This window comes from Microcoleus sp. AR_TQ3_B6 (assembly GCF_036702785.1).
Lineage (GTDB): Bacteria > Cyanobacteriota > Cyanobacteriia > Cyanobacteriales > Microcoleaceae > Microcoleus.
In genome coordinates this window covers 1-22,799 of sequence record NZ_JAUBVJ010000040.1, presented here as the reverse complement: position 1 = coordinate 22,799, position 22,799 = coordinate 1, and the positions used below count along the sequence as shown (strand labels likewise).

Genomic DNA, 22,799 nt, shown 5'->3' with positions numbered 1-22,799 from the left:
TCGCTTGATTGTTGGTCAAAAGCAATTGGGTTCAGGGCTACCAGACTAATCACTTCTCAAATCTCAAATCTCAAATCTCAAATTTGTTGCCGATCGCCTAACGGGGCAGAATATCATCTAAGCGAATTTGCAAGCTTTTTAACAGAGGAGAAATAATCGGTTGACCGAGGCGAAATTGTTGCTGCGCGTACTCTTCGTCAATCAGTTCGCAAACAGTGACAGTAGGTTGTTTAGGTTTGCCGATAAAAACCGCGCCCCCCAATCCGCGATAATCAACTATCCAATATTCGGGAATTCCTAAAAGAGCATATTCTTCAACTTTTCGCGCGTAATCAGTTTCCCACTTAGTGCTGACAACTTCTACAACTAATTTAATCGATCGCCCCAGCGTAATCACAAGTTCTCTTTCCCAAAGGGGCTCGCTGACAATAGCGGTTTCATCTAATACGACAATATCGGGACGGCGGGCGGTAGCTGCGTCTGAAAATGGACGGATTAAACAAGTGCGGGGAATGAACCAGGGTAGTTTTTCTGCTGTGATGGCGATGCCGATTTGAGTTGCCAGTTTACCGCTGACGGTTTCGTGGGGGCCTGTGGGTTCTCTGTCAACTAATTCTCCGTCAGCGAGCTCGTAACCGAAGTTGTCACAATATCGATCGAGGAATGTTTCAAAGGTGAGGGTTTTTGGCGCGGTGTAAGCCATTGGAAACTAATAGTTTTTTGCTGAAAATCTTATTCTATCAACTAACCAAATCCCAAATTAGTTCCTTTCCCCGCGTGAACCAGAGCCAATTTTTCGTAACGCTTAGCGTGTTCCACCAACTCGGCTGCTTCTTCCTCAGAGACATCCCGCAGGCGTTTGGCAGGCACTCCCGCAACTAGCGTGTGAGGGGGAACGTCCTTGGTGACAACCGCGCCTGCACCGACGATAGAGCCTGTTCCCACCCTCACTCCGTCCAGGACGATCGCCCCAATCCCGATCAGGCAGCCCCGTTCAATGTAAGCTGAGTGAATCACGGCTCGGTGTCCGACTGTGACGAAATCTTCCAAAACAGTCGGTATCCCCGGATCGCCGTGCAGAATTGCTCCATCTTGGATATTGGTACTTGAACCTATTGCAATTCGCTCTATATCCGCCCGCACCACCGCCCCGTACCAGATACTAGCGCCTGCTGCCACCTCTACCCTGCCGATGACAACAGCGCCTTCAGCGACAAAAGCCGCTTGGGACAGATCCGGCCTGGGCCAATAGAAAGGAAGTGCAGACAGAGGTTCGTTGAGATTGCTCATTAGTTGGTCGATCGTTATACTTCTAGCAGATTAGCTGGTTGTTGATACGGGATATAATAAAAGTATTTGGCACTTTTGCAGAGAAAATATGGTGGGACGCAAATAAATGATTGAAGTTGCCTTGCAATACCCAATGTTTGGCCCGGAAATTCAGTGTCCCCACTGTCGCCAAACAATTCCGGCTTTAACGCTCACGGATACCTATTTGTGTCCGCGTCACGGGGCATTTGAGGCAGATCCAAAAACGGGGGAACTGGTTCACCTTCAGTCTGGGCGGCACTGGCGCCGCTGGGAGGGTGAATGGTATCGCCAGCACACGCACCCCGACGGGATTCGGTTTGAAATTCACGAAGCGCTCGATCGACTTTATACTCAAGGCTACCGAGCAACTCGCGTGATCGTTGCCCAACGCTATCGCGACTTAATCAGCGCTTATTTGGAACGCAGCACGCCTTGGCGCGGCCAGTCGGAATCGCCGCGGCCGAGGCTGTACGGTTTGCCTGTGGATTTTAGCCCCGATCCCCAAGAGGACCCTTGTTGGGAAGTGATTAATTTTGATTTGGAAAAAGAGCCGGGAGTTCCGATTAGATATCCCTATTTTCGGTTGTTTGAATAAGTGAAGGAAGAAGGAAGAAGGAATAGGGAAGAAGGAAGAAGGAAGAGGGAAGAGGGAAGAAGGCTCTATTGCTTTCGCGCTAAAGATGCGACCGTTTTTAATTCCGAATTACCAATTTACCCTCTAAAATCTAAAATCCCAAGCCGGAATTCCTACTTCCCTTCTAAAATCTAAAATCTAAAATCTAAAATCTAAAATCGAATGCACCACGCCTCGATTCGCACTGCTAACATTCACCGGGCGATCGCCTTTTACGAACAGTTGGGATTTACTGTGTGCGATCGCTTTACCACAGGTTACACCCTAGCCTGTTGGATGGAAGGTCTCAACGGACGCATCGAACTAATTCAAATCCCGGAACCAAAACCCGCACCGGATGCTTTCGGAGACGAGCATTATGTTGGATATTATCATTTATCTTTCGATTTAACTGAGGCGACAACTGACTTGCCTAGCTGGTTGCAGTCTCTGAAACAGCGGTTTGAGGAAGCTGTTAAAGACCAACCAAACCAGTTTCAAGCTTTGAAAGTTTTATTAGAACCGACTCAACAGGCGATCGGGCAAAATGTTTACGAAGTAGCTTTTATTGCCGATACGGATGGTTTGCCTTTAGAGTTTATCCGGCGGATGAATGGCTAATGAGGTCAGTAGTTAGTAGTCATTAGCCATTTATATTCTTTAAATTCATACCGCTAATCCTTAGCCAGAAGACTCAGTTGTCTCAAAAGGGTGTCGGAAGTCTTTTCCAACAATAAATCGCGTTGCATCTAGAGGATAAGTCTTAACATAAACCAGACAACCGGTGGCCGACGACGGACTATAGGGAGAATTGGGTGAATACCGCAGCCAACTACCAGCGGGGAAATCTCCTAACTCATCACTCCAATACCCTTCGATGACAAAGATTTCTTTCACCTCAGATTCAACTACGTTCCACAAAGCCGTGCCTGGTTGCCAGCGTTCCACCCAAACTTTTTCATGAAAACCCTCTTGCTGATAAAGTGGCTTTACTTCAATTTGGGGAATAGCACTGGGCTGCCAGGACAAGTCGTAAATATTCGTTTTCACCCGCTGGCGAGTGGTTCCACCATGTTGCCGTAATTTAACAAATGTCAGGCAACCTTCATCGCTATAAGGACGATGGATAAACCCTTCGGGATTGAGCATATAAGATCCTGGAGGATACACACCGGTTTCATCAGCGAAGTTACCCTCGAGTACCAAAATTTCTTCTCCACCCGGGTGTCCGTGTAGCGGGAAAAAGCCACCCGGAGCGAAGCGAGTCAGCATGGTGACGGGATGATCTTGAACGTTATCGTCGGACTCGAAGGCACCAAACCAGATGCCCGTAAAAGTGGTCTGATGCCAGGTTAGCGAGGACTGCAAGACCGCGGCTCGACTGGATACGTCGTTGTGAATAGGTTGGGGTTGCCACTCAAGTTGAGAAAACATAATTCTTGAAATTTAAGATGAGTTCCTGATTGTGTATAGGCTGGTTCCTATAGCGAGTATACATAAATTTTGTGCTATTTGCTGGGTTCGCCTATTCCCTATTTATACTGTTTCGCCAGTTCGATCGTTTTATCTAGCAATATACCGCCCACAGGATCTGTGCCATAGGAGTCTGCGACGTGTAAGGCGATATCCAGGGCAAAACCCACCTTGCCATCCAATAGCGCAAAAGCCCAAAGACTCACGTAGTCGCGCAAACTAGCATCAACTAATTTGAGGTGCTCTAGGGTTCTGAAATATCTGGCTTCAGCGGCTGTCGGACTCCCCGCTAATCGTTCGATATGTTGCTGGTCGAATTGACTAGAGAGGGCTTTCCGCGTACTCTGCATCACCCTAGGAAAACTCTGAAAGTTGAGACTCGACAGCCAAAATCCTTCCTCAATTAAAGCTTTGTGAACTAGATCAAACGTGTTTTCTCCGTGATAGAAAGCTATGATTCCCGGTTCGACATCGATCGCTAACATCCCATCTCTGACCGATTTATCGATACTCATAAATATATCTAAATCCCGACCTTGGGAATCGAGTTTTAACCAATCAATTCCATCAACTTTCAGATCTCTAATGACTTCATCTAACCGTGTTGCAGGTAATTCCACACTGCGCTCAACGTCAAATGTTTCTGTAAAGCTATACTGCTGGCAATTCTCGTTGGGTTGAAGCGTACTCGAACAGAAGGGATAGGAAGTTAGGTAAAATTTTACCTGACTAGAGGAATCATCGGTTACGATTTTTTTGACAATGGTAAATTTTTGGAAATTCCAAGAATTTTCCTCATTCAATTCCCTAGAATCTGGGTCGAAGCCGATGTAGTAGGAAAACGGAGCAATTTCCTGCCAGATGCGGTGAGGTTCGCCTGATGCACCGATATCAACTAGAACAAAATTTGTCTCATTGAAAATAGCAATTTCCGATAGTAATTCTTGAAACATTGCGTCGCTTTAGCCGATAGGATAGTTGACCTTAGCCATTAAACATCAAAGTCGCGCATATAGCAATCCTATCTATAGCGCTCGACCGTCAGCTTTGAGCAATCGGCTGAGACTCTCCCAAAATTCCGGCCAGCAGACCCAAGCGCAGAGATCCCCCCTCTGGCAACTGATAGGGGTATTGTAAGCCGTCTCAAACCCGATCGAGCTCGATGACAGAAATCGGAAGCTGGATCCTTAGCGGTGTCGATCGGGCGCGATTAGACGATAAAATCGCCTGAGGTCATCAGAGTTTTACTAACACCCGTGAGGAAGGCTAAAGGTTGATTGTCTTTCCTCGCAATGACTGTATCGTTCTGGGGAGGCGTGGACTCGCTTTACCACAGGTTACACCCTAGCCTGTTGGATGGAAGGTCTCAACGGACGCATCGAACTAATTCAAATCCCGCAACCAAAACCCGCACCGGATGCTTTCGGAGACGAGCATTATGTTGGATATTATCATTTATCTTTCGATTTAACTGAGGCCACAACTGACTTACCTATAGCAATCCTAAATGATTTTCTATATCTAGAGCAATCCTCAATGATTTTCTGTGTGTAAATATGACGTATTTTGGCGAAATTTAATTTATGTTCCTTAGTAAAAAACTCTCTCCAAAAATTTGACAATCTTAAAAGACATACATAAATACCAATACTTTATTTAAAAAAAAATTAAGCGGGAACCAAATCTCTTCAACGGGATGCTGCTGGGGAGCATGGAGAGCAAATAAAATACAATTAATTGACCAATTTTCAGGTTATTTGTCACCATTTATTTTTAATAAAAAATCTCTAACTTCTTGATAGTTATGATAACTCTTTCCATCGCAAATCAAGATAATTTTTCGACTTTTATATTTATTTTGTAAGTATTTTGTAAATTTAACAGTTGATTTTCTATCACCAGATGCATGGCTCTGAACATGGAATTCTTTGCTTTGATAATGGAGTGCGCCCAAATAAGTTTGTCTATCTTTTTTAGTGGTAATTGGGACTTCAATTCGGATTTGGCATTGACCCCAAACATAACCAGTCAGATCGCCATGAAGTAAATGACATTCATCTAAAAACAATACTATTATTTCCGCATATTCTATATCGGTCTTGTTTTTAAATTAAATATCGTTAATGTGTTCCGGTTTCTTTACCAGTTATTTATTAAATTTAGGATTGCTCTTTTGAGTTTTGTTTCAACAATCTTCGCCCGATTTAAAATTTCATAGTAACTCTGTTTTGATTTATATATCACACCCAATTCTAGCTCTAAATAAGTAACCAGTTCATCTAAATTCCAAGAGTATTTATTTTTTAACCACTGGATTACTTCTGTGATTGCTATAGCTAGTTGCAGTCTCTGAAACAGCGGTTTGAGGAAGCTGCTGGTTTGCCCTGAGAGTTTATCCGGCGACTTAATTAGTTAATGACTAACGACTATGGATAATCATTCTCTCTCTCAACCGGAAACTGATAAGAGTTATTACTCTTAATCCCTCATAACGTCCCCTACCAACTTAACAATATTTTTATAAAATCCACTAGATTTTTAACTCCAAATCTAGCAGATTTTATTTTTGCATCTATAATATGAATATCTATTCATAGGTCAGATGTAAGCCAAAACCTAGGAAAAACCATGCAAAAAGCCAAATCGATCGATTCCGGCTGCTGTAGTTGCAGTCACGACGACGACAATCGCACCCATGAGAATCCTAACCACGACGGCCGCGACCACAACGTCGGAGATTTCAACCTGAATCAAGAATTGATTCCTGTGATATTGGTTGTTTTACTATTTGTCTGCGGTTTAATTTTTGAAGAAAAGTTGCACAACACGCCCTATTCTATAGGTGAATATCTGGTTTTCATCCCAGCCTATCTTTTAAGCGGATGGAACGTTTTAACTAATGCGGGTCGCAATATTCTGCGAGGTCGATTTTTTGATGAAAATTTCTTAATGACTATAGCAACACTCGGCGCTGTCGCTATTCACAAACTCCCTGAAGCAGTCGGGGTGATGTTGTTTTTCAAAATCGGAGAACTTTTTCAAGAATTTGCCGTTGGGCGATCGCGTCAATCGATCCGATCGCTTTTAGAAATTCGCCCAGACAGCGCCAACCTCAAGGAAAATGGCGACATCAAAAAAGTTTCGCCAGAAACCGTAGCCGTCGGCGATATCATCCTTGTTAAACCGGGAGAAAAAATTCCCTTAGACGGTGAAATTATAGAGGGCAACTCTCAGATTGACACATCTGCACTCACTGGAGAATCAGTACCTCGAACAGTGAAAGCTGGAGAAACAGTTTTAGCAGGAACAATTAACCAGACAGGAGTTCTCACCGTCAAAGTTACCAAACTCTTCGGCGAATCTTCAATCTCCCGAATTCTGGGATTAGTAGAAAATGCCAGAAGCAAAAAAGCTGAAACTGAGAAATTTATCACCAAATTTGCCAGTTACTACACGCCTTTTGTAGTATTTGCATCGCTCGCAGTGGCTTTAATTCCGCCTTTCTTCATTTCAGGAGCAACTAATGCCGATCGCTTTTTATGGGTTTACCGCGCCCTAGTCTTGTTAGTTATTTCCTGCCCTTGCGGATTGGTGATTAGCATTCCTCTGGGATACTTTGGAGGAATTGGCGGTGCAGCCAAGGGCGGTATTTTGGTTAAAGGAGCGACTTTTTTAGATACCATGACAGCAGTCAAGACAGTTGTTTGGGACAAAACAGGAACTTTGACAAAAGGAGTTTTTAAAGTAGCAGAAATTGTGCCTACAAATGGTTTTACCCAAACCGAGTTAATGGCAATAGCGGCTAAAGTAGAATTTCAATCAAATCACCCAGTCGCAAAATCTATTATGGAAGCTTACGGCGGAAAAATAGATTCATCGGAGGTGAAAGATTACGAAGAAATAGCGGGATACGGCATTCGAGCAAAAGTAAATCATCAAATTGTGCTGGCGGGAAATGACCGTTTGCTGCACCGAGAAAATATTGCTCGCGATGTCTGCAATGCTGAAGGTACGATCGTGCATTTAGCGGTAGACAACCGCTACGCTGGCTACATTTTAATTGCTGACGAGCTTAAGGAAGACGCAGTACAGGCTATTGGCGACCTCAAAAAATTAGGTGTTGAGCGAATCGTGATGCTAACAGGAGATAATCAAGCTGTAGCCGATAGTGTTGCGAAAAAGCTCGGTTTAGATTCCTATTTAGCTGAGTTATTACCCGAAGGAAAATTAGAGGCGATCGAAAAATTGATCGGCGAATCTAGAAAAGGCGATAAAATTGTTTTTATCGGGGACGGAATTAATGATGCACCCGTTCTTGCTAGAGCTGATGTGGGCATAGCGATGGGGGGTTTGGGTTCGGATGCGGCGATCGAAACTGCCGATGTTGTGATTATGGCAGATGCACCGTCTAAGGTGGCCCAAGCCATTAAAATTGCCCGAAAAACTCATAATATTGTCTGGCAAAATATCATTTTTGCCCTGTCAGTCAAAGCGATATTTATTGGTTTGGGTGCTTTTGGTTTAGCGACAATGTGGGAAGCAGTTTTTGCCGATGTTGGGGTGGCTTTAGCAGCTATTTTCAATGCGACTAGAGTTTTGAAATAGAGTATTCGCACATCAGAGTGCTTTTTGTCGATCGACCTCATCATAGTCGATCGCGCGCACCTCGGTTCAACCTCAAAAATATACATACCTTCAAATATACGGTGACCAAGAATTTCAAAGGTGGTACCCGCCACGTGATTTATCCGTGAAATCAATCCCAAATCGATCTTCGAAAATCCTCAAGAAAGAGCATTTATCCGTGGGGTAAATCTAAAATCTAAAATCTAAAATCTAAAATCGATTGACTCCGCCGGATTGCGATCCATACGAATGATGAAATTCCGCTAAACTTATCATATTATGAAAAGAATATGAAAAGCATTGAACCGTAAAACAAATGACTCATTCGGAGAACAAACCCAGCCTTCCAGAGGTTCACCGCAGCATCCCCGTTCCCAACAGCAAAGGTTTCTGGCGTAAAATGCTGGCTTACGCAGGGCCTGGATATTTGGTTTCAGTCGGTTACATGGATCCCGGAAACTGGGCGACTGACTTAGCGGGGGGAGCAAAGTTTGGCTATGCGCTATTAAGTGTGATTTTGCTATCTAATTTGATGGCAATTTTGCTACAATCACTCTGCGTGCGTTTAGGAGTAGCAACGGGACGAGATTTGGCACAAGCTTGTCGAGATTATTTCAGTCCGCGAGTCAGTTTTTTGCTGTGGATACTTTGTGAAATTGCTATTGCTGCTTGCGATTTAGCGGAACTTGTTGGCAGTGCGATCGGACTGCAATTACTATTTGGCATTCCCTTAGTTTGGGGAGTGTGCATCACTGCGCTAGATGTAATAATGGTGTTATTTTTACAAGGGAAAGGCTTTCGTTATATAGAAGCTTTGGTGATTGCGATTATTGCAATTATTGGCGGTTGCTTTATCGCAGAAATAATTTTTGCCAAACCCGATGCCGGAGGACTTTTACTCGGTTATGTTCCCCGCCTAGAGATTTTGCAAAATCAGGCAATGCTTTATATTGCGGTTGGTATTTTAGGGGCAACTGTGATGCCCCACAATCTCTACCTGCATTCATCGATCGTGCAAACTCGCGCCTGGGAAGAAGGTTCCGATCAAAAATGGGAAGCAATTAAATTTGGCACAATTGATTCTACCGTAGCGCTGTCAATAGCTTTGTTTATTAATTCAGCAATTCTGATATTGTCTGCTGCAACTTTTCACTTTTCGGGCTATCAAGAAGTAGCCGAAATTCAAGATGCTTACAAACTCCTTTCTCCGGTTCTGGGTGTGGGTTCTGCCAGTGCAATTTTTGCCTTTGCTTTATTGGCTTCGGGGCAGAACTCAACCTTGACTGCAACTTTAGCAGGACAGATTGTGATGGAAGGGTTTCTCAATTTTCGGCTGCGTCCTTGGTTGCGGCGGTTGCTGACTCGACTGATTGCAATTGTACCGGCTTTGATCGCAATTATCTTGTTTGGTGAAGGCAGTACAACTAATTTACTGGTTTTCAGTCAAGTGATTCTCAGTTTGCAATTACCCTTTGCAGTAATTCCCTTGGTAATGTTTACCTCAAACCGCAACTTAATGGGAGAGTTTGTGAATCCATTTTGGCTGAAAGCCTTAGCTTGGTTAATAGCTAGTATTATAGTAGGATTAAATATTTGGCTGTTATTACAAACCATTTTCTAGCAATTTGAGGCTAAATCATATCAAATCCGTTAGCATCGGAATAGTAAATTCGAGTTCACGGTTGACGGTTGACGGTTGACTGTTGACAGTGAACAGTGAACAGTCAACATCACGGACGGTGTAACCGGAAATGATATCAAACTACAAAAATAAAACCCGCATCGGCGGGTTTCATGTTCATGATTATTGTTAATAACTTACGGTTTCAACTACTTTTTAGGAACAAGAGCCTCTTTACCAGCAACGGGACGGGGAGACGAAGCGGTAGTTTGCAAAAGTGCGATCGCCTGCGCGTAGCAAGGATCGTCCTTAGTCGCCACCAACATCGGTTTGTTAGCTAATTTCAGCTTTTGTTCGTCGGTGACTTCGACTTTAACATCGGGAGTAACGCCCTTGTGGCTGATATCGGTACCGTTGGGAGTATAGTAGTGAGCGATCGTCACCGCCAATCCCGAACCGTCAGCCAAAGAATGCACCGACTGCACCAAAGCTTTGCCAAAAGTTTGGCCGCCCATCACAGTTGCGCGCTTGTTGTCCTTGAGAGCACCGGCCAAAATCTCGCTGGCGCTGGCCGAGTTGTCGTCCACGAGCACCACCAAAGGCTTGTCAGTGATAGCAGTGCGGTTTGCCCGCATTTCCTGAGAATCGCCCGCGCGATCGACTGTGCGGACGATCGCCCCTGTATCCATCCACATCCGAGCGATATCAATGCTCACTCGCAGCAACCCGCCGGGATTCCCCCGCAAATCCAAAACAAAAGCATCAGCTTTCTGATCCGAGAGCTTTTTAATCGCCGCCTGCATTTGTTCGCCCGCGTGCGAGCTAAACTCTTGCAAACGGATGTAACCGACTTTCTTACCGCCTTCATTCTTGAGGCTGTAGCGAACCGCTGCTACCTCAATTCTCGCCCTAGTCAGAGTGATATCAAATTCGCTTTTGCCCTCACGAGCAATCCGCAGCGTGACTTTCGTGCCTTCCTCGCCCCGAATTACCTGAGCCGCATCCGAGACAGTCATGCCTTTGGTTGTTTTGCCGTCAATCACCAAAATCGTATCGCCCGCTTGAATCCCTGCCTTCAGGGCCGGCGAATTTTCCATCGGCTCGACTACCCTAATCGCTTTCGTTTTTTCGTCTTCTTCCAGCCTCATCCCCACCCCTGTCAGTTCCCCGGAGGTTTGATTCGTCAGGGCTTCGTACTGCTTCGGGTCCATGAAGCGCGTGTAGGGGTCTTCTAATTTTTCTAGGGCTTTGCGGAGGGCGGTGTAGGCAGCTTCGCGAGAGGTATAATTTTTGCTCAGCAAGTCTTGGCGAGTTACTTGCCAGTCTGTCTTGTTAAAGCTGCCATCGACATACTCTCGGTTCACTATTTGCCAAGCTTCGTCTAAGACAGCTTTGGGGCTATCTTGAAGCTCAGCGCGGACCGATTGACTCAGCCCGGGAACGAGTAAAGATATCGAAGCGGTTGTTGCGATCGCCCCACTGAACAGGGCTGCCTGTAATTTAGAAAAGCGTCTGCGGGCTTGATTCATTGAATTTGGCTCAATTCGATTTTAGATTTTTGATTTGAGATTTTATATTGCTAAAAAATCTCAAACTACTACTTAAACTATTGTGTGGAGGCTCCACCATCCCTTTGGACAGTTTAACGAGATTTTTAGTCGATCGCCAACCAATTATTACTCTCTTTCAATAAACTTAATTTAAAACTTGGATTTAAATGTGCCGTGGAAGCTAAAATCGAACAATTTTCGCGTCAGTGGTTGAGCCTGCTCGTTAATGGAGTTATTGCTCTAGCAGCGCTCGCGGGCGTCGTTGCCATGCAGTCTAGCGGGCAGTTGGGCGGGATGTCCCCAGTTGGCGTTCAGGGGCAAAAGCCTCTCTCTGCAATGTCTGCTGGCAGTTTCAAGCAAGCCGCACAGCAAGAAGCGCAGCAAGAAGCCCTGCGGCTAAAAATGCTCAAAAATCTCCCTAGTTTTGGCTTTGACAATTTAATTGCAGATTGGACATTTATCAAATTTTTGCAGTATTTTGGCGACAACGAAGCGCGAGATGTGACGGGCTACCATCTGGGTCAAGATTATTTTGACATAATTACGCAGCGCGACCCGCGGTGGGCTGACATCTACCTGTTTCTTTCCACAGCTATTTCTTTTTATGAGGGAAAGCCTGAAACTGCTGTTAATTTGATGGAGCGCGGTACTAGCGCCCTTTCCCTTTCGCCGCAAATTCATTCCCAAGCGTGGATAGTGTGGCGAACTAAAGGTCTTGATGAGTTGCTGCTGTTGGGGGATATTCCCGAGTCAATTCGCTCTCACGAAATGGCCGCTGATTGGGTGGAAAAAAACCCGTCAGGGGCTTCATTGGCGCAGATGTTTCGAGCTACTGCTGAGTATTTGCGCCGAGATCCCGATAGCGTGTCGGTGCGGTTTACTGCTTGGAGTATGGTTTATGCTCAAACAACTGATAAGTTGGTGCGTCAAAGGGCAAAACAAGCTCTTGTCAAATTGGGAGCTCAGGTGCAAAAAGATAAGAATGGAAATGAGAGTTTTATTTTGCCACCTCCAAAGTAAGCAGAAGGAAGAAGGAAGAAGGAAGAAGGAAAATGCAGCCTTAGTAAGAGTTTTAGCTATCAAGAATGTCCTAAATGTCAAGACGCTTGACTGTAATTCCCCAATCTAAAATCTGAAATCTAAAATCTAAAATCAGCTTGAGTTAGTTCGCGCCATTCACCGGGCTTAAGACTTTCGAGACGCAAATGCCCGATCGCACATCTGACTAGCCGCAGCGTCGGAAACCCTACTGCTGCGGTCATCCGGCGCACTTGGCGGTTGCGGCCTTCTGTGAGAGTCATTTCTAGCCAAGCTGTCGGCACATTTTTGCGAAATCTAATCGGCGGTTCCCGGGGTGGCAAAGGTGGTTCTGCTGACAATAATTGCACTTTTGCCGGTCGAGTCCGATAATCTTGAATTGTGACACCTGTCTGCAAAGCGGAAATCGCCCCTGCATCGGGAATCCGTTCAACTTGAACCCAGTAAGTGCGGGGATGAGCGAAGGTGGGGTCACTCAGGCGGTGCTGAAGGGGTCCATCGTCGGTTAGCAGCAACAAACCTTCACTATCGCGATCGAGTCTTCCCACCGCATAAACATCAGGAATCGGAATATAATCTTTGAGAGTTCTGCGCTTAGTTTCGCTAGAGTTGTCAGTGAATTGAGTTAAAACGTCGTAGGGTTTGTAAAATAGAATGTAACGATAGGGCATGAGCAATTAATAATTAAAAATGTACCAACAGTGCGATCTAAAACGATATAACTCCCCAAACAAAACACCTTCTATCTCACTTCTCTCCCTCCTCTGCGCCCTCTGCGCCCTCTGCGCCCTCTGCGGTTCATAAAAATAATAAATCTTGTTAGCCAACGATTCAAACCTGCTCTAAAATCTTCAGCCTTTAAGAGCCTCGCAAATCTCAACTACCCAATTTTACCATGCCCGAAGCCACACACCGCGTTTGCATCGTCTTAGGAACTCGCCCGGAAGCGATTAAACTAGCCCCAGTAATTCAACAGTTCAAAAGTTCGCCAACCTTTGACACCCAAGTAATTTTAACCGGTCAGCACCGAGAAATGGTCGAACAAGTAATGCGAATGTTCGATCTAAAAGCCGATCGGGATTTAGCAATTATGCAGCACCAGCAAACCTTGACAGATATTACATCCCGGAGTTTGCAGGGTTTGGAAGCCTTGTTTAAAGAATTGCAGCCCGAAATCGTCTTAGTTCAGGGCGATACCACCACAGCGTTTGCCGCTACTTTGGCTGCATTTTACCAGAAAATACCCGTAGGTCACGTAGAAGCCGGATTGCGGACAGACGACGTGTTCAATCCTTACCCCGAAGAGGCTAACCGACGGTTAATATCTCAGCTCACACGGCTGCATTTTGCCCCGACAGCGCTGGCCGAAGAGAATTTAGGGCGATCGGGCGTTTTGGGAGAAATTCACCGTACAGGCAACACAGTAATCGACGCCTTGCTTTCTGTCGCCAAACGCCAACCAGAATGCAACATTCCTAACTTAGATTGGAGCAAATATCGCACTATCTTAGCAACAGTTCACCGTCGCGAAAATTGGGGAGAACCGTTAGCAGGAATTGCGCGGGCATTTCTCCAAATCTTAGATAAATTTCCCGATACAGCCTTGCTCTTACCTCTACATCGAAATCCCACAGTCAGAGAACCTTTGCAAGCTCTTTTGGGCGACCATCCGAGAGTTTTTTTAACAGAACCCTTGGATTACGCAGAATTAGTAGGAGCCATTCAGAGATGTCATTTAATCCTCACAGATTCCGGCGGCTTGCAAGAGGAAGCACCTAGTTTGGGCAAGCCAGTTTTAGTATTGCGAGAAACCACAGAAAGGCCAGAGGCAATTTCTGCGGGTACTGCTAAACTGGTTGGTACTAATTCTGATATAATTACAGCAGCAGCAGTAGAGTTGCTGAGCAATTCCGAAGCTTATAACGCAATGGCAATGGCAATTAATCCCTTTGGGGACGGTTTAGCCGCCTCGCGGATTTTGAAAATTGTTGAAGAGTATTTTAGTTAGCTACCCCTCGATTATTCGGCGGCTTCAACCGCAACTACACTTGCCTCTAGTCCCCGCAGAGGCGGACTAATTCCTACTAAAAAAACTCAGTTTCTGCCTCCCTTCCCCAATTACCAATTCCCACCGCCACCGCCACCACTGGAGTCGCCCCCGCCAAAGCTACCCCCGGAGTCGCTACTGCTACTGCTACTGCTACTGCTGTAGTCACTACTGCTACTGCTGTAGTCACTGCTACTGCTGTTATGGGGCGAATAACGGCGGTGGGAGGAGGAAGGAGATTTCCGAGAAAATAAGGTGCGAAATACATTAAAGATAATGAAGCCAGGTACTAAGATGAATAACCCCCAAAAAAATGAATTCCATAAATCTTCACCTGTGGACTTACTATTGCTAATAACTGGCGATTGACTAGGTATTGGTGACGGTTTCACCCCTTGAGATGGTACGCTTGGAGCCAAAGGCAGCGCGGTTTGAGATTGACCATTTACCACCGGAGTTTGTAAAACATTTACTAACGCCTTTGTCCCGGCTACAGTGCCCCCGTCAAAGTCCTGCTGTTTAAATCTGGGCGTAATTTCTGTTTGAATAATGCCCACTGCTTTAGCATCCGGCAAAATGCTTTGAATGTCCGAACCTGTTTCAATTTGAACGCGGCGTTCCCCCGACGAAATTAACAATAAAACTCCGTTATTTTTACCTTTTTTGCCAATCCCCCAAAAGTTAAATAATTCTGTAGCAAATGCTTTGGGTGTCGCCGATGGCTTAGTATCAGGCACTGTCACAACAGCGATTTCTGAGCCGTTTTTCGCCTCTAAATCCGAAATCATTTGATTTAGCTGAGTTTCGGTGCTGTCGCTGAGAATGTTTGCCTTATCCGTTACCCAAGTGTTATTTACTTGGCGGGGATTCGGTACTTCTTGTACAGTTATAGCTTGGCTCGTTACGGGAAATGCAATTGCCGAAAAGCACAGCCAACTCGTCCAGATTATTTGTTTGTTGCTAAATTGTAACTGCATCGCTTCAGTCTCCTGAATAACTGCTAATCTGAAATTGACATATATCTGTCCGCCTAATTACGATTCAATAACCCGCTCACTCTCATGTCAATTCATATTATTCAGAAGTTGGATTCATAAAAATCATAATTTTAGGTGCGTCGCCAGCACCCTACATTTATACTCATGGACGCACGAGTGGCCAGAAACCGGGTTTTTAACCAAAATAATTGCTGAAAACTTCAAGCTCGGTTCAAAAACCCGGTTTCTTAGTGGGCGAGTGCGAACTAATTGAGATATTTCTAAGGAGAGGGAAGTTGTGGCCCAAAATTGCTGCTACCTTTATAACCAGATAAAATAGCCAGTTTTTCCAAAGATTGCCGCCCCGTGTAATATTTACCCCTAATTTGCCAAGTGGGATAAGCTTTAATATTAGCAGCTTTGCACAAATCCGGTTGAGCATCTTTGCCTCTGGGATCGCACTCAATGTAAGTAATCGCGCTAAAGGCTTCTTTGCCGAAAAGTTCTTGTTGCGCATGACAGTGAGGACACCAGTAAGCACCGTACATTCTAGCTTTGATGGTCTGCAAATGGGTTGCTAAAGCTATTTGATCCGGCATGGATTCGCTGCGAATAGGTGGCCCTTCTTGTTCGGTAACAGGCTTTGCGGAAGGGGGAGGAGGAGGGAGGGTTTGTGCTAATTTTTGAGTGGATTTGTTGCTGAAACTGAACTGTGCAATTCTTCCGTCTGCTTTAGTAGTGACGAAAATCCCCAAAGTCAGGAAAATTGCGATCGCACAAAAGTTGAATTTGCTTAGTCTCATCTTGGATTTCATCTTGGATTTACTAGGATTTCGCGAGCTTGATTCATAGCCTCTACAGCATTGTTTACCACAAAGATGTTAAATTGTGCTAAATCTTTAAAAAAAAGTTGACTTTCGGCGCTGTCATTTAACAAAATAACTTGTTTGTTAGCTTTCAGAGCGAGGGCGATTTCCGAAGCAGTGCCCGTCCCCATCCCGCAGGCAATTATGACATCTGAAGAAAGAATGTTAATATTATTTCTGGCGTTTCCCATATCGGTGACAATCGCAATATCTACAGCTTCCGAAATGCCGCGAGTGTCATTTCCCGGAAGTATGCCGACTGTTAAACCGTTAGCTGATTTTGCTCCTTTGTTGGCGGCATCCATGACGCCGACATTTCTACCGCCAGTTAGCAATATCCATCCTGCTTCGGCGATGAGTTGTCCGAGTTGATAGGCGTTTTCTAAGTCGGTTGATGTGGCACTATCGCCGGGACCCATGATGCCAATGATGATTTTTTTCATAGTTTTGGGGTGAATATGGTGTTATTAATACTTGCTTGCGAGTTTTTTGCACTATCTACGAATGTATGTTATCATATAAATAGTGGCTTGATAAAAACAGCTTTTGACACAACTAACTTCCTGAAGCTTCCTAGTATTTTTACTATGAAAGAGCAAACATTTAAACTAGATGAATCTCAGATAAAATTTTTAGAACTCTGTCACAACTATGGATTTAAAGATCCTAGTGAATTGGTTAGAATAGCGATTCAACGGTTGAAATTAGCGTTAGAAACCGAGCAGTTGAAATAATCGGCGCTGCTCTATGCGGAAGTCTATGCAGAAGAGACAGAGTTACAGGAATTGTCGGAATTAGGTTTAGAAAAATGGTCGAAAGAATAAATTAATTAAATTGATAGAATATAAAATGTATGCTAAGTTAAAATTAACAAGTGAGAGATAACATGAGTGTCGCCCAAAACCCTGAAACAAAGCTGATGGAAAAAATCCGCAGTTTACCGCCGGATAAAATTACGGTATTAGAAGATTTTATCGATTTCCTTTTAACGCGAAGTGAAGATCGTCTTCTCGTTTATGCTGCGACTAAACTCTCAGAAGCAGCTTTTGCTAAAATTTGGGATAACCCAGAGGACGCGGAGTATGACGAGTTAGAATTTTGGTGATGTGGTTTTAGTTTCGTTTCCTTTTACCGATCAAACTACTAATAAAAAACGTCCAGCAGTTGTGATTAGTTCTGACGTTTATAATGCAGAATATCCCGATCGCATTCTTATGGGTATAACGAGTCAAGTTAGCAGTAGCCCGAAAGTCTGTGATATTGTCATAACAGATTGGGACTCGGCTGGGCTTTTAAAAGCTTCTATGATTAAGCCTGTTATTACGACAATTGAGAAGCAACTGATACTCAAAAAATTGGGAAGGCTTCAAGATGTAGATATTCAGTCCTTGAAAAAGGCATAGATTGGAATTATAGATAATAGTTGAGCGAGATCCTTTCTGAATTATCCTTAGAAAGGGATCTCGCTCTTTTCGGATAGTTGAGACAGGGCGAAAGGGATCTCCCTCAAGGACTAATGGAAACAACATCCCCAGCATCATTAATGCGAACTGCCGAACCTGCTGGCAGCGACGATATCATAGTGCTAACTTGCCTCATCAAAGGTACTAGATGGTCGGGCTTCGTACTGCTAGAATCTAACACCACAATTGTAATAACACGACTTGCTAGATTTTGTTGATAGGGAAGATTTTTATCAGCGGTGATAAAAACCTCAAAAGGATGATTCTCGGATCTATCCAGAATTTCCCGGTCTTTTAGCCCTCTCCACCCCATGTCATAAACATTGCTGATTGAATGACCCTCGTCTAAGAAAGGTTGCTTGAGTTTTTGACTCAAGAGATTTTCATCAAGCAGTATAAGCATTTGAAGGATTTTCTAGCGAGAGCATCATTTTAGTTAGATTTTCTAGCACTTTAATTGCCTGACTTTCTAGGTAAGGAAAATCATTAATAAATTCTGCGAAACCGCTTTCACCTTCGAGGTAGTCGAAAAAAGTCTTTAAGGGGACGCGGCTGCCGACAAATACGGGGACACCGCTCATAATTTCTGGATCGCGGTGAATAATTCCTTTTCTTTGCAGTAATTCTTCTATTTTCACGGGCTTTACCCCTTTATATCAAAAGAAGTGGGCAAGTCTAGCTGTAACTGATGGGTAATTATATCATAAATTTAGCAGAATCTAGGTCTTTTGTGGATATGGGTGAGAAAGGACTCTGGCTCTTTTTTAACCGCAGATGGACGCAGATTAACGCGGATGTTAGAAGGGATCTCGCTCGTTTGATGAATGATGGGCGATAGCTTTTATGAATTATTAGAAAGGGATCTCGCTCTTTTTTAACCGCAGTTGAACGCTGATTAATGCGGATACAGGATTGGATGATTCGCCTGCGATTTGATGTTTTTGGGGTTATTCTATTTTTTCCATCGCTCTTTCGCACAACTGAGCCAAATCCTCTAACTTGATATTCCGACATATGGTGGCGGCGGTAGTGAAAGCTGAAATTGCTTGAGGCTTGTCGCCCTGTTTCGCGTAAGCTGTGCCGATGTAATACCAGACGCGGGCTGTGCTGTATTCGTGAATTTGTTCGACTAAAGCTAACGCCTGTCGGTAATGCTGAAGTGCTTCCGGATACTGCTCGTTAGCTAATGCTACATCGCCGATGGCTTGCAGGGTATTGGCTTTGCCCAGTTTGGCTCCTACTTGCTCGTAGAGTTTCAAAGCCGTATCGTAGCGCTCTAGGGCTTCTTCACGGCGATCGAGGAATTGCAAAACATCGCCGATGGCACGCAGGGTATTGGCTTTGCCCAGATTGTCTCCTACTTGCTCGTAGAGTTTCAAAGCCGTATCGTAGCGGGACAATGCCTCCTGCGCTTCATAAAATCGGAAATGGATTTGCCCGAACCAATACACCACATCTGCGGCGAAACTCTCTGGCACTCGTTTAGCCTCAACCAGTTCCTGCACGGCTGCTAGCAGCGCCTCCGCTTCCCCCCGACGAAAATTATGGTCTAGACTTCTGATGTAGCGCTCAAACTGACTGCTGCCTGCCTCAAAATCAGCGATCGCAGCGTGATAAATCTGTTCGATCCGATTCGTATTCTCTGCACCAAAATAGTCAACCAAACGCTGGGAAAATTGCTTAAACGCTTCTTCATCGGTTTCCCACAGATGCTTCAGCACCGCCTTCCGAGTCCGTTCGTGGATATTGTGTCCTCTGTCGGCAAATCTTTCCACAAATGGGAGATGCTGGAGTTCCAGATACAGCGCCTCTGCCTGTTGAGCTAAATCTGGCTGTAACGCCGCTAAGATATTGGCATCAAACCAATGCGGCACGGCGGCAGCCAGCGCCATTGCCCTCAACTCTGGCGACAGCACCGACAGGGAAAGTTCTGCCAGCAGCCAATCCTTTTCTTCCTCCGTCTGCGCCTGTGCCAATCGCACTAAAAACTCGGCGTTCATATCTGCTGCCTCGTCCGTGCTGCACCTTCTAACAAGAGAACGACTTGTGCCGGTACACCTCCTACCGCATCGATTAAAACATCAATCTCTTCTTGACAACTGAAGCAGTCGAAGCCAACGTCCTTAACGTAACCATACCAGGCTTCGCGTTCCATAATCCGATCGAGCTTGCAGCGATGATGCAGGTTTTGCCATTCGATAGTGGGTTGGGGAATAATTTGTCCTGCCACGATCGCAAATAGCTTTGGGTTGAGTGCCACTTCTGCCAAAAACTGACTCTCGATCCATCCTGCCAGTTCTTCCGTCGCACCATTGTATGTATCTAGAATAAATGCGATCGGGCGATCGAACCGTTCTAACTCTTCAAAAAAAACCTGTTGAAGTTGAGTTAAACGATAGTTTCGTTGCTCTGGTGGCACATCCAAAATCACCTGAATTTGGCTGCCTTCTCCCGTCAAACGGTTGTTCTGAATCTCAACACCAGAATTGAGAAAGCGATCGATCTGGGTATTAAACTTTGGAAAGCGTGGTTTTCCGAGTACGCGCTGAATCCGGGAAAACACAAAAGCGATACCAGCTTGCGCCCCTTTGAGATCGATTAAAACTGGATGAATTCCCTGGGAACACAGTATCTCAAACCGCCCCATCAAACCGGTTTTCCCATAACCCGACGGTGCTTCAACCAACAAAATCCGTTCTCGCACCTGCCGCCGCAACATCTGTTCAAACAGGTGCAACTCCCGCGTGCGATTCGCAAAGCGCGTCATGGTTGCGTCCCCGAATCGCTATCCCTCGTGCTGATGCTAGAACTCTCTCCAGTTAGTTGATTTCGTTCTACCAAAGCATCCGTAGCTTTGATGCTGCTGAGTTTCCCCTTCAGCGTATTTCCCCGAATCACCGTCTTGGCTGACGAGTTCCCAGACTGGCTTTGTTGAATCAGCAAAATCGAGCCCAGTAATGTCAAAACCGCCACTGCCAAAGGAACCCACGGTTTCAAGTTATCCGGCAAATTCGGTAACTGGTTGGTAAAATACCCCACCAACACGGTAATCACCCCAGAGACCAGGTACAGCAAAAATTGGTTCATAGCAGCAGAGGGAGCGGTAAAATACTCTCGGTTTTATCTGCACCCTATTGTGACAAAATTCTGGAGATTTTACCGCCACAGAGGAAAGCCCGCAATAAACTTATGCCGGTATCGATCGGGGCGATCGTAATATTCTCAGTCGCAGCGGGTTAAAATCACCTGGAATTGGATAGTACAAATCAAGCTGATTCAATTAAAAAAAAGTTGATTCAGGTGAATTATATCGAGATGCCTCGGCGGTTTCAACCGCTAGCAAGCACGTAGGGTGCGTCAGAGCATTCAAACCTGTTGAAATCAAAAAATCAATGACTGACAAAAATTTCAAAGGTGGTACCCGCCACGTGATTTATCCGTGGAATCAATCCCAAATCGATTTTCGAAAATCCTCAAGAAAGAGCATTTATCTCGCGCAAGTCAATCTAAAATCTCAAATCTAAAATCTAAAATCGATTGACGCACCTTACAAGTTGATTTAACTTCTGTCACCAACCTAGGCGGATGCAGCGGCAATCCTTGAGGTTATGGTTAGATAAAGAAACTGCGATCGGTAATATTGCCCAGAGGGCGTAACGTCCTGGTATATCCGGTTAAGTCGATCGCTAAATCGTTACTCGCATGAAAACCAGCAGTACCATCATTAATGACAAAGTAATTACCGGCGATAGAGCCAGTTGTAGGCACAACTAAAGCAGCGCTATTAATTCCTAGAGTTTGGTTTCCGGCTAATCCTCCATTAGCGTCGGTAAACACTTGAGTTACGACATTTTGTAAGGTGGTGGCAGCGCTCTTGGCAGCACGGCTAAAGAGACTAGGGCGATTCATCGCCACTCCACCGTGGGTCAACCAGTCTATTTTATCACTGCAGATCGCCAAGTCGGTAACGCGATCGCTGGCGGATACAGAGGATTGTCCAAACTGGAAGATCAAAGTATCTGCACCTGTACTACCAGTTAGAATATCTGGATCATTGCCACCATTCAGGGAGTCGTTTCCTGCACCCCCGTTGAGGGTGTCATAGTCGGCTAATCCATTAATGATATCTGAAGAGGCAGTTTCGGTTAAGTTATCAGCGCCAGCAGTGCAATTAATGGCTGCGGTTCCGTTAGTTGTGAAATTCCAAGTGCTATTTCCAGTAATACCAGCATATTTGTTGCCAGCAATATCTTTAATCGCTCTTTTGGCAATTTTTACGTAGTAATCAGTGCCTTCGGCTAAATCTGCTATGGGGTCAATCGTGAGTAGACTGCCACTAACTGTAACATTATCAGCACTTACCGGGATGGTTTCTACCACTGAATTATCAGACAGTTTCTTAATGACAAGATTGCCACTTCCTTTTTGGATGTCTTCGCTGAAGTTGATAACTAAGTTATCAGAAACTCCAACGTCTGTGGCATTATCAGCGGGGCTAAAACAGCTAGCCGTGGGTGGGGTGGTATCGGCGGGTGCAACAGTTGTGAAATTCCAAGTGCTATTTTCGGTAATACCAGCATAATTGTTGCCAGCAATATCTTTAATCGCACCGTTGGCAATTTCCACGTAATAATCAGTGCCTTCGGCTAAATCTGCTATGGGGTCAATCGTAAGTTCACTGCCACTAACGGTAACATTATCAGCAGTTACCGGGATAGTTTCTACCACTGAATTATCAGACAGTTTCTTAATGACAAGATTGCCAGTTCCTTTTTGGATGTCTTCGCTGAAGTCGATCGCTAAGTTATCACCAACCCCAACGCCTGTGGCATCATCCGCGGGGCTAAAACTGCTGGCTGTGGGTGGGGTGGTATCGGCGGGTACAACAGTTGTGAAATTCCAAGTGCTATTTCCAGTAATACCAGCATATTTGTTGCCAGCAATATCTTTAATCGCTCTTTTGGCAATTTTTACGTAGTAATCAGTGCCTTCGGCTAAATCTGCTATGGGGTCAATCGTGAGTAGACTGCCACTAACTGTAACATTATCAGCACTTACCGGGATGGTTTCTACCACTGAATTATCAGACAGTTTCTTAATGACAAGATTGCCACTTCCTTTTTGGATGTCTTCGCTAAAGTTGATAACTAAGTTATCAGCAACCCCAACGTCTGTGGCATTATCAACGGGGCTAAAACTGCTAGCTGTGGGTGG

25 protein-coding genes and 1 pseudogene are annotated in these 22,799 nt (G+C 44.9%); 10 read left to right on the top strand and 16 right to left on the bottom strand.

What is annotated here, in order from left to right:
* Window positions 1-97: 97 nt before the first annotated feature.
* Together QUB56_RS19430 and QUB56_RS19425 are read right to left on the bottom strand one after the other, a co-directional pair.
* Complete coding sequence (locus tag QUB56_RS19430) at window positions 98-703, bottom strand: Uma2 family endonuclease (protein WP_332957365.1); 606 nt, start codon at window positions 701-703, stop codon at window positions 98-100.
* 41 nt (window positions 704-744) lie between these two features.
* Window positions 745-1,290, bottom strand: coding sequence for a gamma carbonic anhydrase family protein (locus tag QUB56_RS19425; RefSeq protein ID WP_332957363.1), 546 nt, complete (start codon window positions 1,288-1,290; stop codon window positions 745-747).
* Between the two features lie 106 nt (window positions 1,291-1,396).
* On the opposite strand from QUB56_RS19425, the gene QUB56_RS19420 reads away from it, so the two are divergent.
* Both QUB56_RS19420 and QUB56_RS19415 read left to right on the top strand, forming a co-directional pair.
* Window positions 1,397-1,906, top strand: a complete 510-nt coding sequence (locus QUB56_RS19420) for a TIGR02652 family protein (protein WP_332957361.1) — start codon at window positions 1,397-1,399, stop codon at window positions 1,904-1,906.
* Between the two features lie 201 nt (window positions 1,907-2,107).
* The gene (locus QUB56_RS19415) at window positions 2,108-2,545 is read left to right on the top strand and encodes a VOC family protein (protein ID WP_332957360.1); all 438 of its coding nucleotides are present in this window, start codon (window positions 2,108-2,110) and stop codon (window positions 2,543-2,545) included.
* A gap of 60 nt (window positions 2,546-2,605) precedes the next feature.
* Here QUB56_RS19415 and QUB56_RS19410 read toward each other — a convergent pair whose 3' ends face one another.
* Complete coding sequence (locus QUB56_RS19410; protein ID WP_332957359.1) at window positions 2,606-3,358, bottom strand: cupin domain-containing protein; 753 nt, start codon at window positions 3,356-3,358, stop codon at window positions 2,606-2,608.
* Between the two features lie 98 nt (window positions 3,359-3,456).
* A complete protein-coding gene (locus QUB56_RS19405; RefSeq protein WP_332957358.1) occupies window positions 3,457-4,350 on the bottom strand; it encodes an FkbM family methyltransferase in 894 nt (297 codons plus the stop codon).
* Between the two features lie 370 nt (window positions 4,351-4,720).
* On the opposite strand from QUB56_RS19405, the pseudogene QUB56_RS19400 reads away from it, so the two are divergent.
* Window positions 4,721-4,891: pseudogene (locus QUB56_RS19400) on the top strand (VOC family protein); the annotation flags it as partial.
* 259 nt (window positions 4,892-5,150) lie between these two features.
* Here QUB56_RS19400 and QUB56_RS19395 read toward each other — a convergent pair.
* The gene (locus QUB56_RS19395; RefSeq protein WP_332957357.1) at window positions 5,151-5,465 is read right to left on the bottom strand and encodes a transposase; all 315 of its coding nucleotides are present in this window, start codon (window positions 5,463-5,465) and stop codon (window positions 5,151-5,153) included.
* 560 nt (window positions 5,466-6,025) lie between these two features.
* Between QUB56_RS19395 and QUB56_RS19390 the strand changes: the two genes are divergently transcribed.
* A complete protein-coding gene (locus QUB56_RS19390) occupies window positions 6,026-8,002 on the top strand; it encodes a heavy metal translocating P-type ATPase (RefSeq protein WP_332957356.1) in 1,977 nt (658 codons plus the stop codon).
* Window positions 8,003-8,339: 337 nt separating this feature from the next.
* Entirely contained in the window at window positions 8,340-9,644 is a 1,305-nt protein-coding gene (locus QUB56_RS19385; RefSeq protein WP_332957355.1) for an Nramp family divalent metal transporter, read from the top strand.
* Window positions 9,645-9,853: 209 nt separating this feature from the next.
* On the opposite strand, the gene ctpB is transcribed toward QUB56_RS19385, so the two are convergent.
* Window positions 9,854-11,173, bottom strand: coding sequence for a carboxyl-terminal processing protease CtpB (gene ctpB, locus QUB56_RS19380; protein ID WP_332957353.1), 1,320 nt, complete (start codon window positions 11,171-11,173; stop codon window positions 9,854-9,856).
* A gap of 195 nt (window positions 11,174-11,368) precedes the next feature.
* On the opposite strand from ctpB, the gene QUB56_RS19375 reads away from it, so the two are divergent.
* Entirely contained in the window at window positions 11,369-12,214 is an 846-nt protein-coding gene (locus QUB56_RS19375; protein WP_332957352.1) for a hypothetical protein, read from the top strand.
* A gap of 119 nt (window positions 12,215-12,333) precedes the next feature.
* Here QUB56_RS19375 and QUB56_RS19370 read toward each other — a convergent pair whose 3' ends face one another.
* Window positions 12,334-12,903, bottom strand: a complete 570-nt coding sequence (locus tag QUB56_RS19370) for a pseudouridine synthase (protein WP_332957351.1) — start codon at window positions 12,901-12,903, stop codon at window positions 12,334-12,336.
* Between the two features lie 224 nt (window positions 12,904-13,127).
* Here QUB56_RS19370 and wecB point away from each other — a divergent pair, with 224 nt between their 5' ends.
* Window positions 13,128-14,240: a non-hydrolyzing UDP-N-acetylglucosamine 2-epimerase gene (gene wecB, locus QUB56_RS19365; RefSeq protein WP_332957349.1), complete on the top strand. Its 1,113-nt coding sequence runs from the start codon at window positions 13,128-13,130 to the stop codon at window positions 14,238-14,240.
* A gap of 110 nt (window positions 14,241-14,350) precedes the next feature.
* Here wecB and QUB56_RS19360 read toward each other — a convergent pair whose 3' ends face one another.
* The 3 genes from QUB56_RS19360 to QUB56_RS19350 form a co-directional block, all read right to left on the bottom strand.
* Window positions 14,351-15,256, bottom strand: a complete 906-nt coding sequence (locus QUB56_RS19360; RefSeq protein WP_332957348.1) for a TPM domain-containing protein — start codon at window positions 15,254-15,256, stop codon at window positions 14,351-14,353.
* A gap of 281 nt (window positions 15,257-15,537) precedes the next feature.
* Window positions 15,538-16,059: a hypothetical protein gene (locus tag QUB56_RS19355; RefSeq protein WP_332957347.1), complete on the bottom strand. Its 522-nt coding sequence runs from the start codon at window positions 16,057-16,059 to the stop codon at window positions 15,538-15,540.
* 8 nt (window positions 16,060-16,067) lie between these two features.
* Window positions 16,068-16,565, bottom strand: coding sequence for a TIGR00725 family protein (locus QUB56_RS19350; protein WP_332957346.1), 498 nt, complete (start codon window positions 16,563-16,565; stop codon window positions 16,068-16,070).
* 144 nt (window positions 16,566-16,709) lie between these two features.
* On the opposite strand from QUB56_RS19350, the gene QUB56_RS19345 reads away from it, so the two are divergent.
* The 3 genes from QUB56_RS19345 to QUB56_RS19335 all read left to right on the top strand — a co-directional run bounded on the left by QUB56_RS19345 (window position 16,710) and on the right by QUB56_RS19335 (window position 17,525).
* Entirely contained in the window at window positions 16,710-16,856 is a 147-nt protein-coding gene (locus tag QUB56_RS19345; RefSeq protein ID WP_332957344.1) for a hypothetical protein, read from the top strand.
* A gap of 152 nt (window positions 16,857-17,008) precedes the next feature.
* A complete protein-coding gene (locus QUB56_RS19340) occupies window positions 17,009-17,227 on the top strand; it encodes a toxin-antitoxin system, antitoxin component, Xre family protein (protein ID WP_332957342.1) in 219 nt (72 codons plus the stop codon).
* Between the two features lies 1 nt (window position 17,228).
* The gene (locus QUB56_RS19335; protein ID WP_332957341.1) at window positions 17,229-17,525 is read left to right on the top strand and encodes a type II toxin-antitoxin system PemK/MazF family toxin; all 297 of its coding nucleotides are present in this window, start codon (window positions 17,229-17,231) and stop codon (window positions 17,523-17,525) included.
* A 103-nt stretch (window positions 17,526-17,628) separates the two neighbouring features.
* Here the strand turns inward: QUB56_RS19335 and QUB56_RS19330 are convergent, their stop codons facing one another.
* From QUB56_RS19330 to QUB56_RS19305, 6 genes are all read right to left on the bottom strand, one after another.
* Window positions 17,629-17,988, bottom strand: a complete 360-nt coding sequence (locus QUB56_RS19330; protein WP_332957340.1) for a DUF5615 family PIN-like protein — start codon at window positions 17,986-17,988, stop codon at window positions 17,629-17,631.
* Window positions 17,972-18,223 (bottom strand): DUF433 domain-containing protein, encoded by a 252-nt coding sequence (locus QUB56_RS19325; RefSeq protein WP_332957339.1) that lies wholly within the window; start codon window positions 18,221-18,223, stop codon window positions 17,972-17,974. Before QUB56_RS19325 ends, QUB56_RS19330 begins: the two co-directional genes overlap by 17 nt.
* A gap of 309 nt (window positions 18,224-18,532) precedes the next feature.
* The gene (locus QUB56_RS19320) at window positions 18,533-19,585 is read right to left on the bottom strand and encodes a tetratricopeptide repeat protein (protein ID WP_332957338.1); all 1,053 of its coding nucleotides are present in this window, start codon (window positions 19,583-19,585) and stop codon (window positions 18,533-18,535) included.
* Window positions 19,582-20,352: a hypothetical protein gene (locus tag QUB56_RS19315; protein WP_332957337.1), complete on the bottom strand. Its 771-nt coding sequence runs from the start codon at window positions 20,350-20,352 to the stop codon at window positions 19,582-19,584. Before QUB56_RS19315 ends, QUB56_RS19320 begins: the two co-directional genes overlap by 4 nt.
* Window positions 20,349-20,672, bottom strand: a complete 324-nt coding sequence (locus QUB56_RS19310) for a hypothetical protein (protein ID WP_332957335.1) — start codon at window positions 20,670-20,672, stop codon at window positions 20,349-20,351. Before QUB56_RS19310 ends, QUB56_RS19315 begins: the two co-directional genes overlap by 4 nt.
* 525 nt (window positions 20,673-21,197) lie before the next feature.
* The coding region (locus QUB56_RS19305; protein ID WP_332957333.1) for an Ig-like domain-containing protein at window positions 21,198-22,799 on the bottom strand (1,602 nt) is incomplete at its 5' end.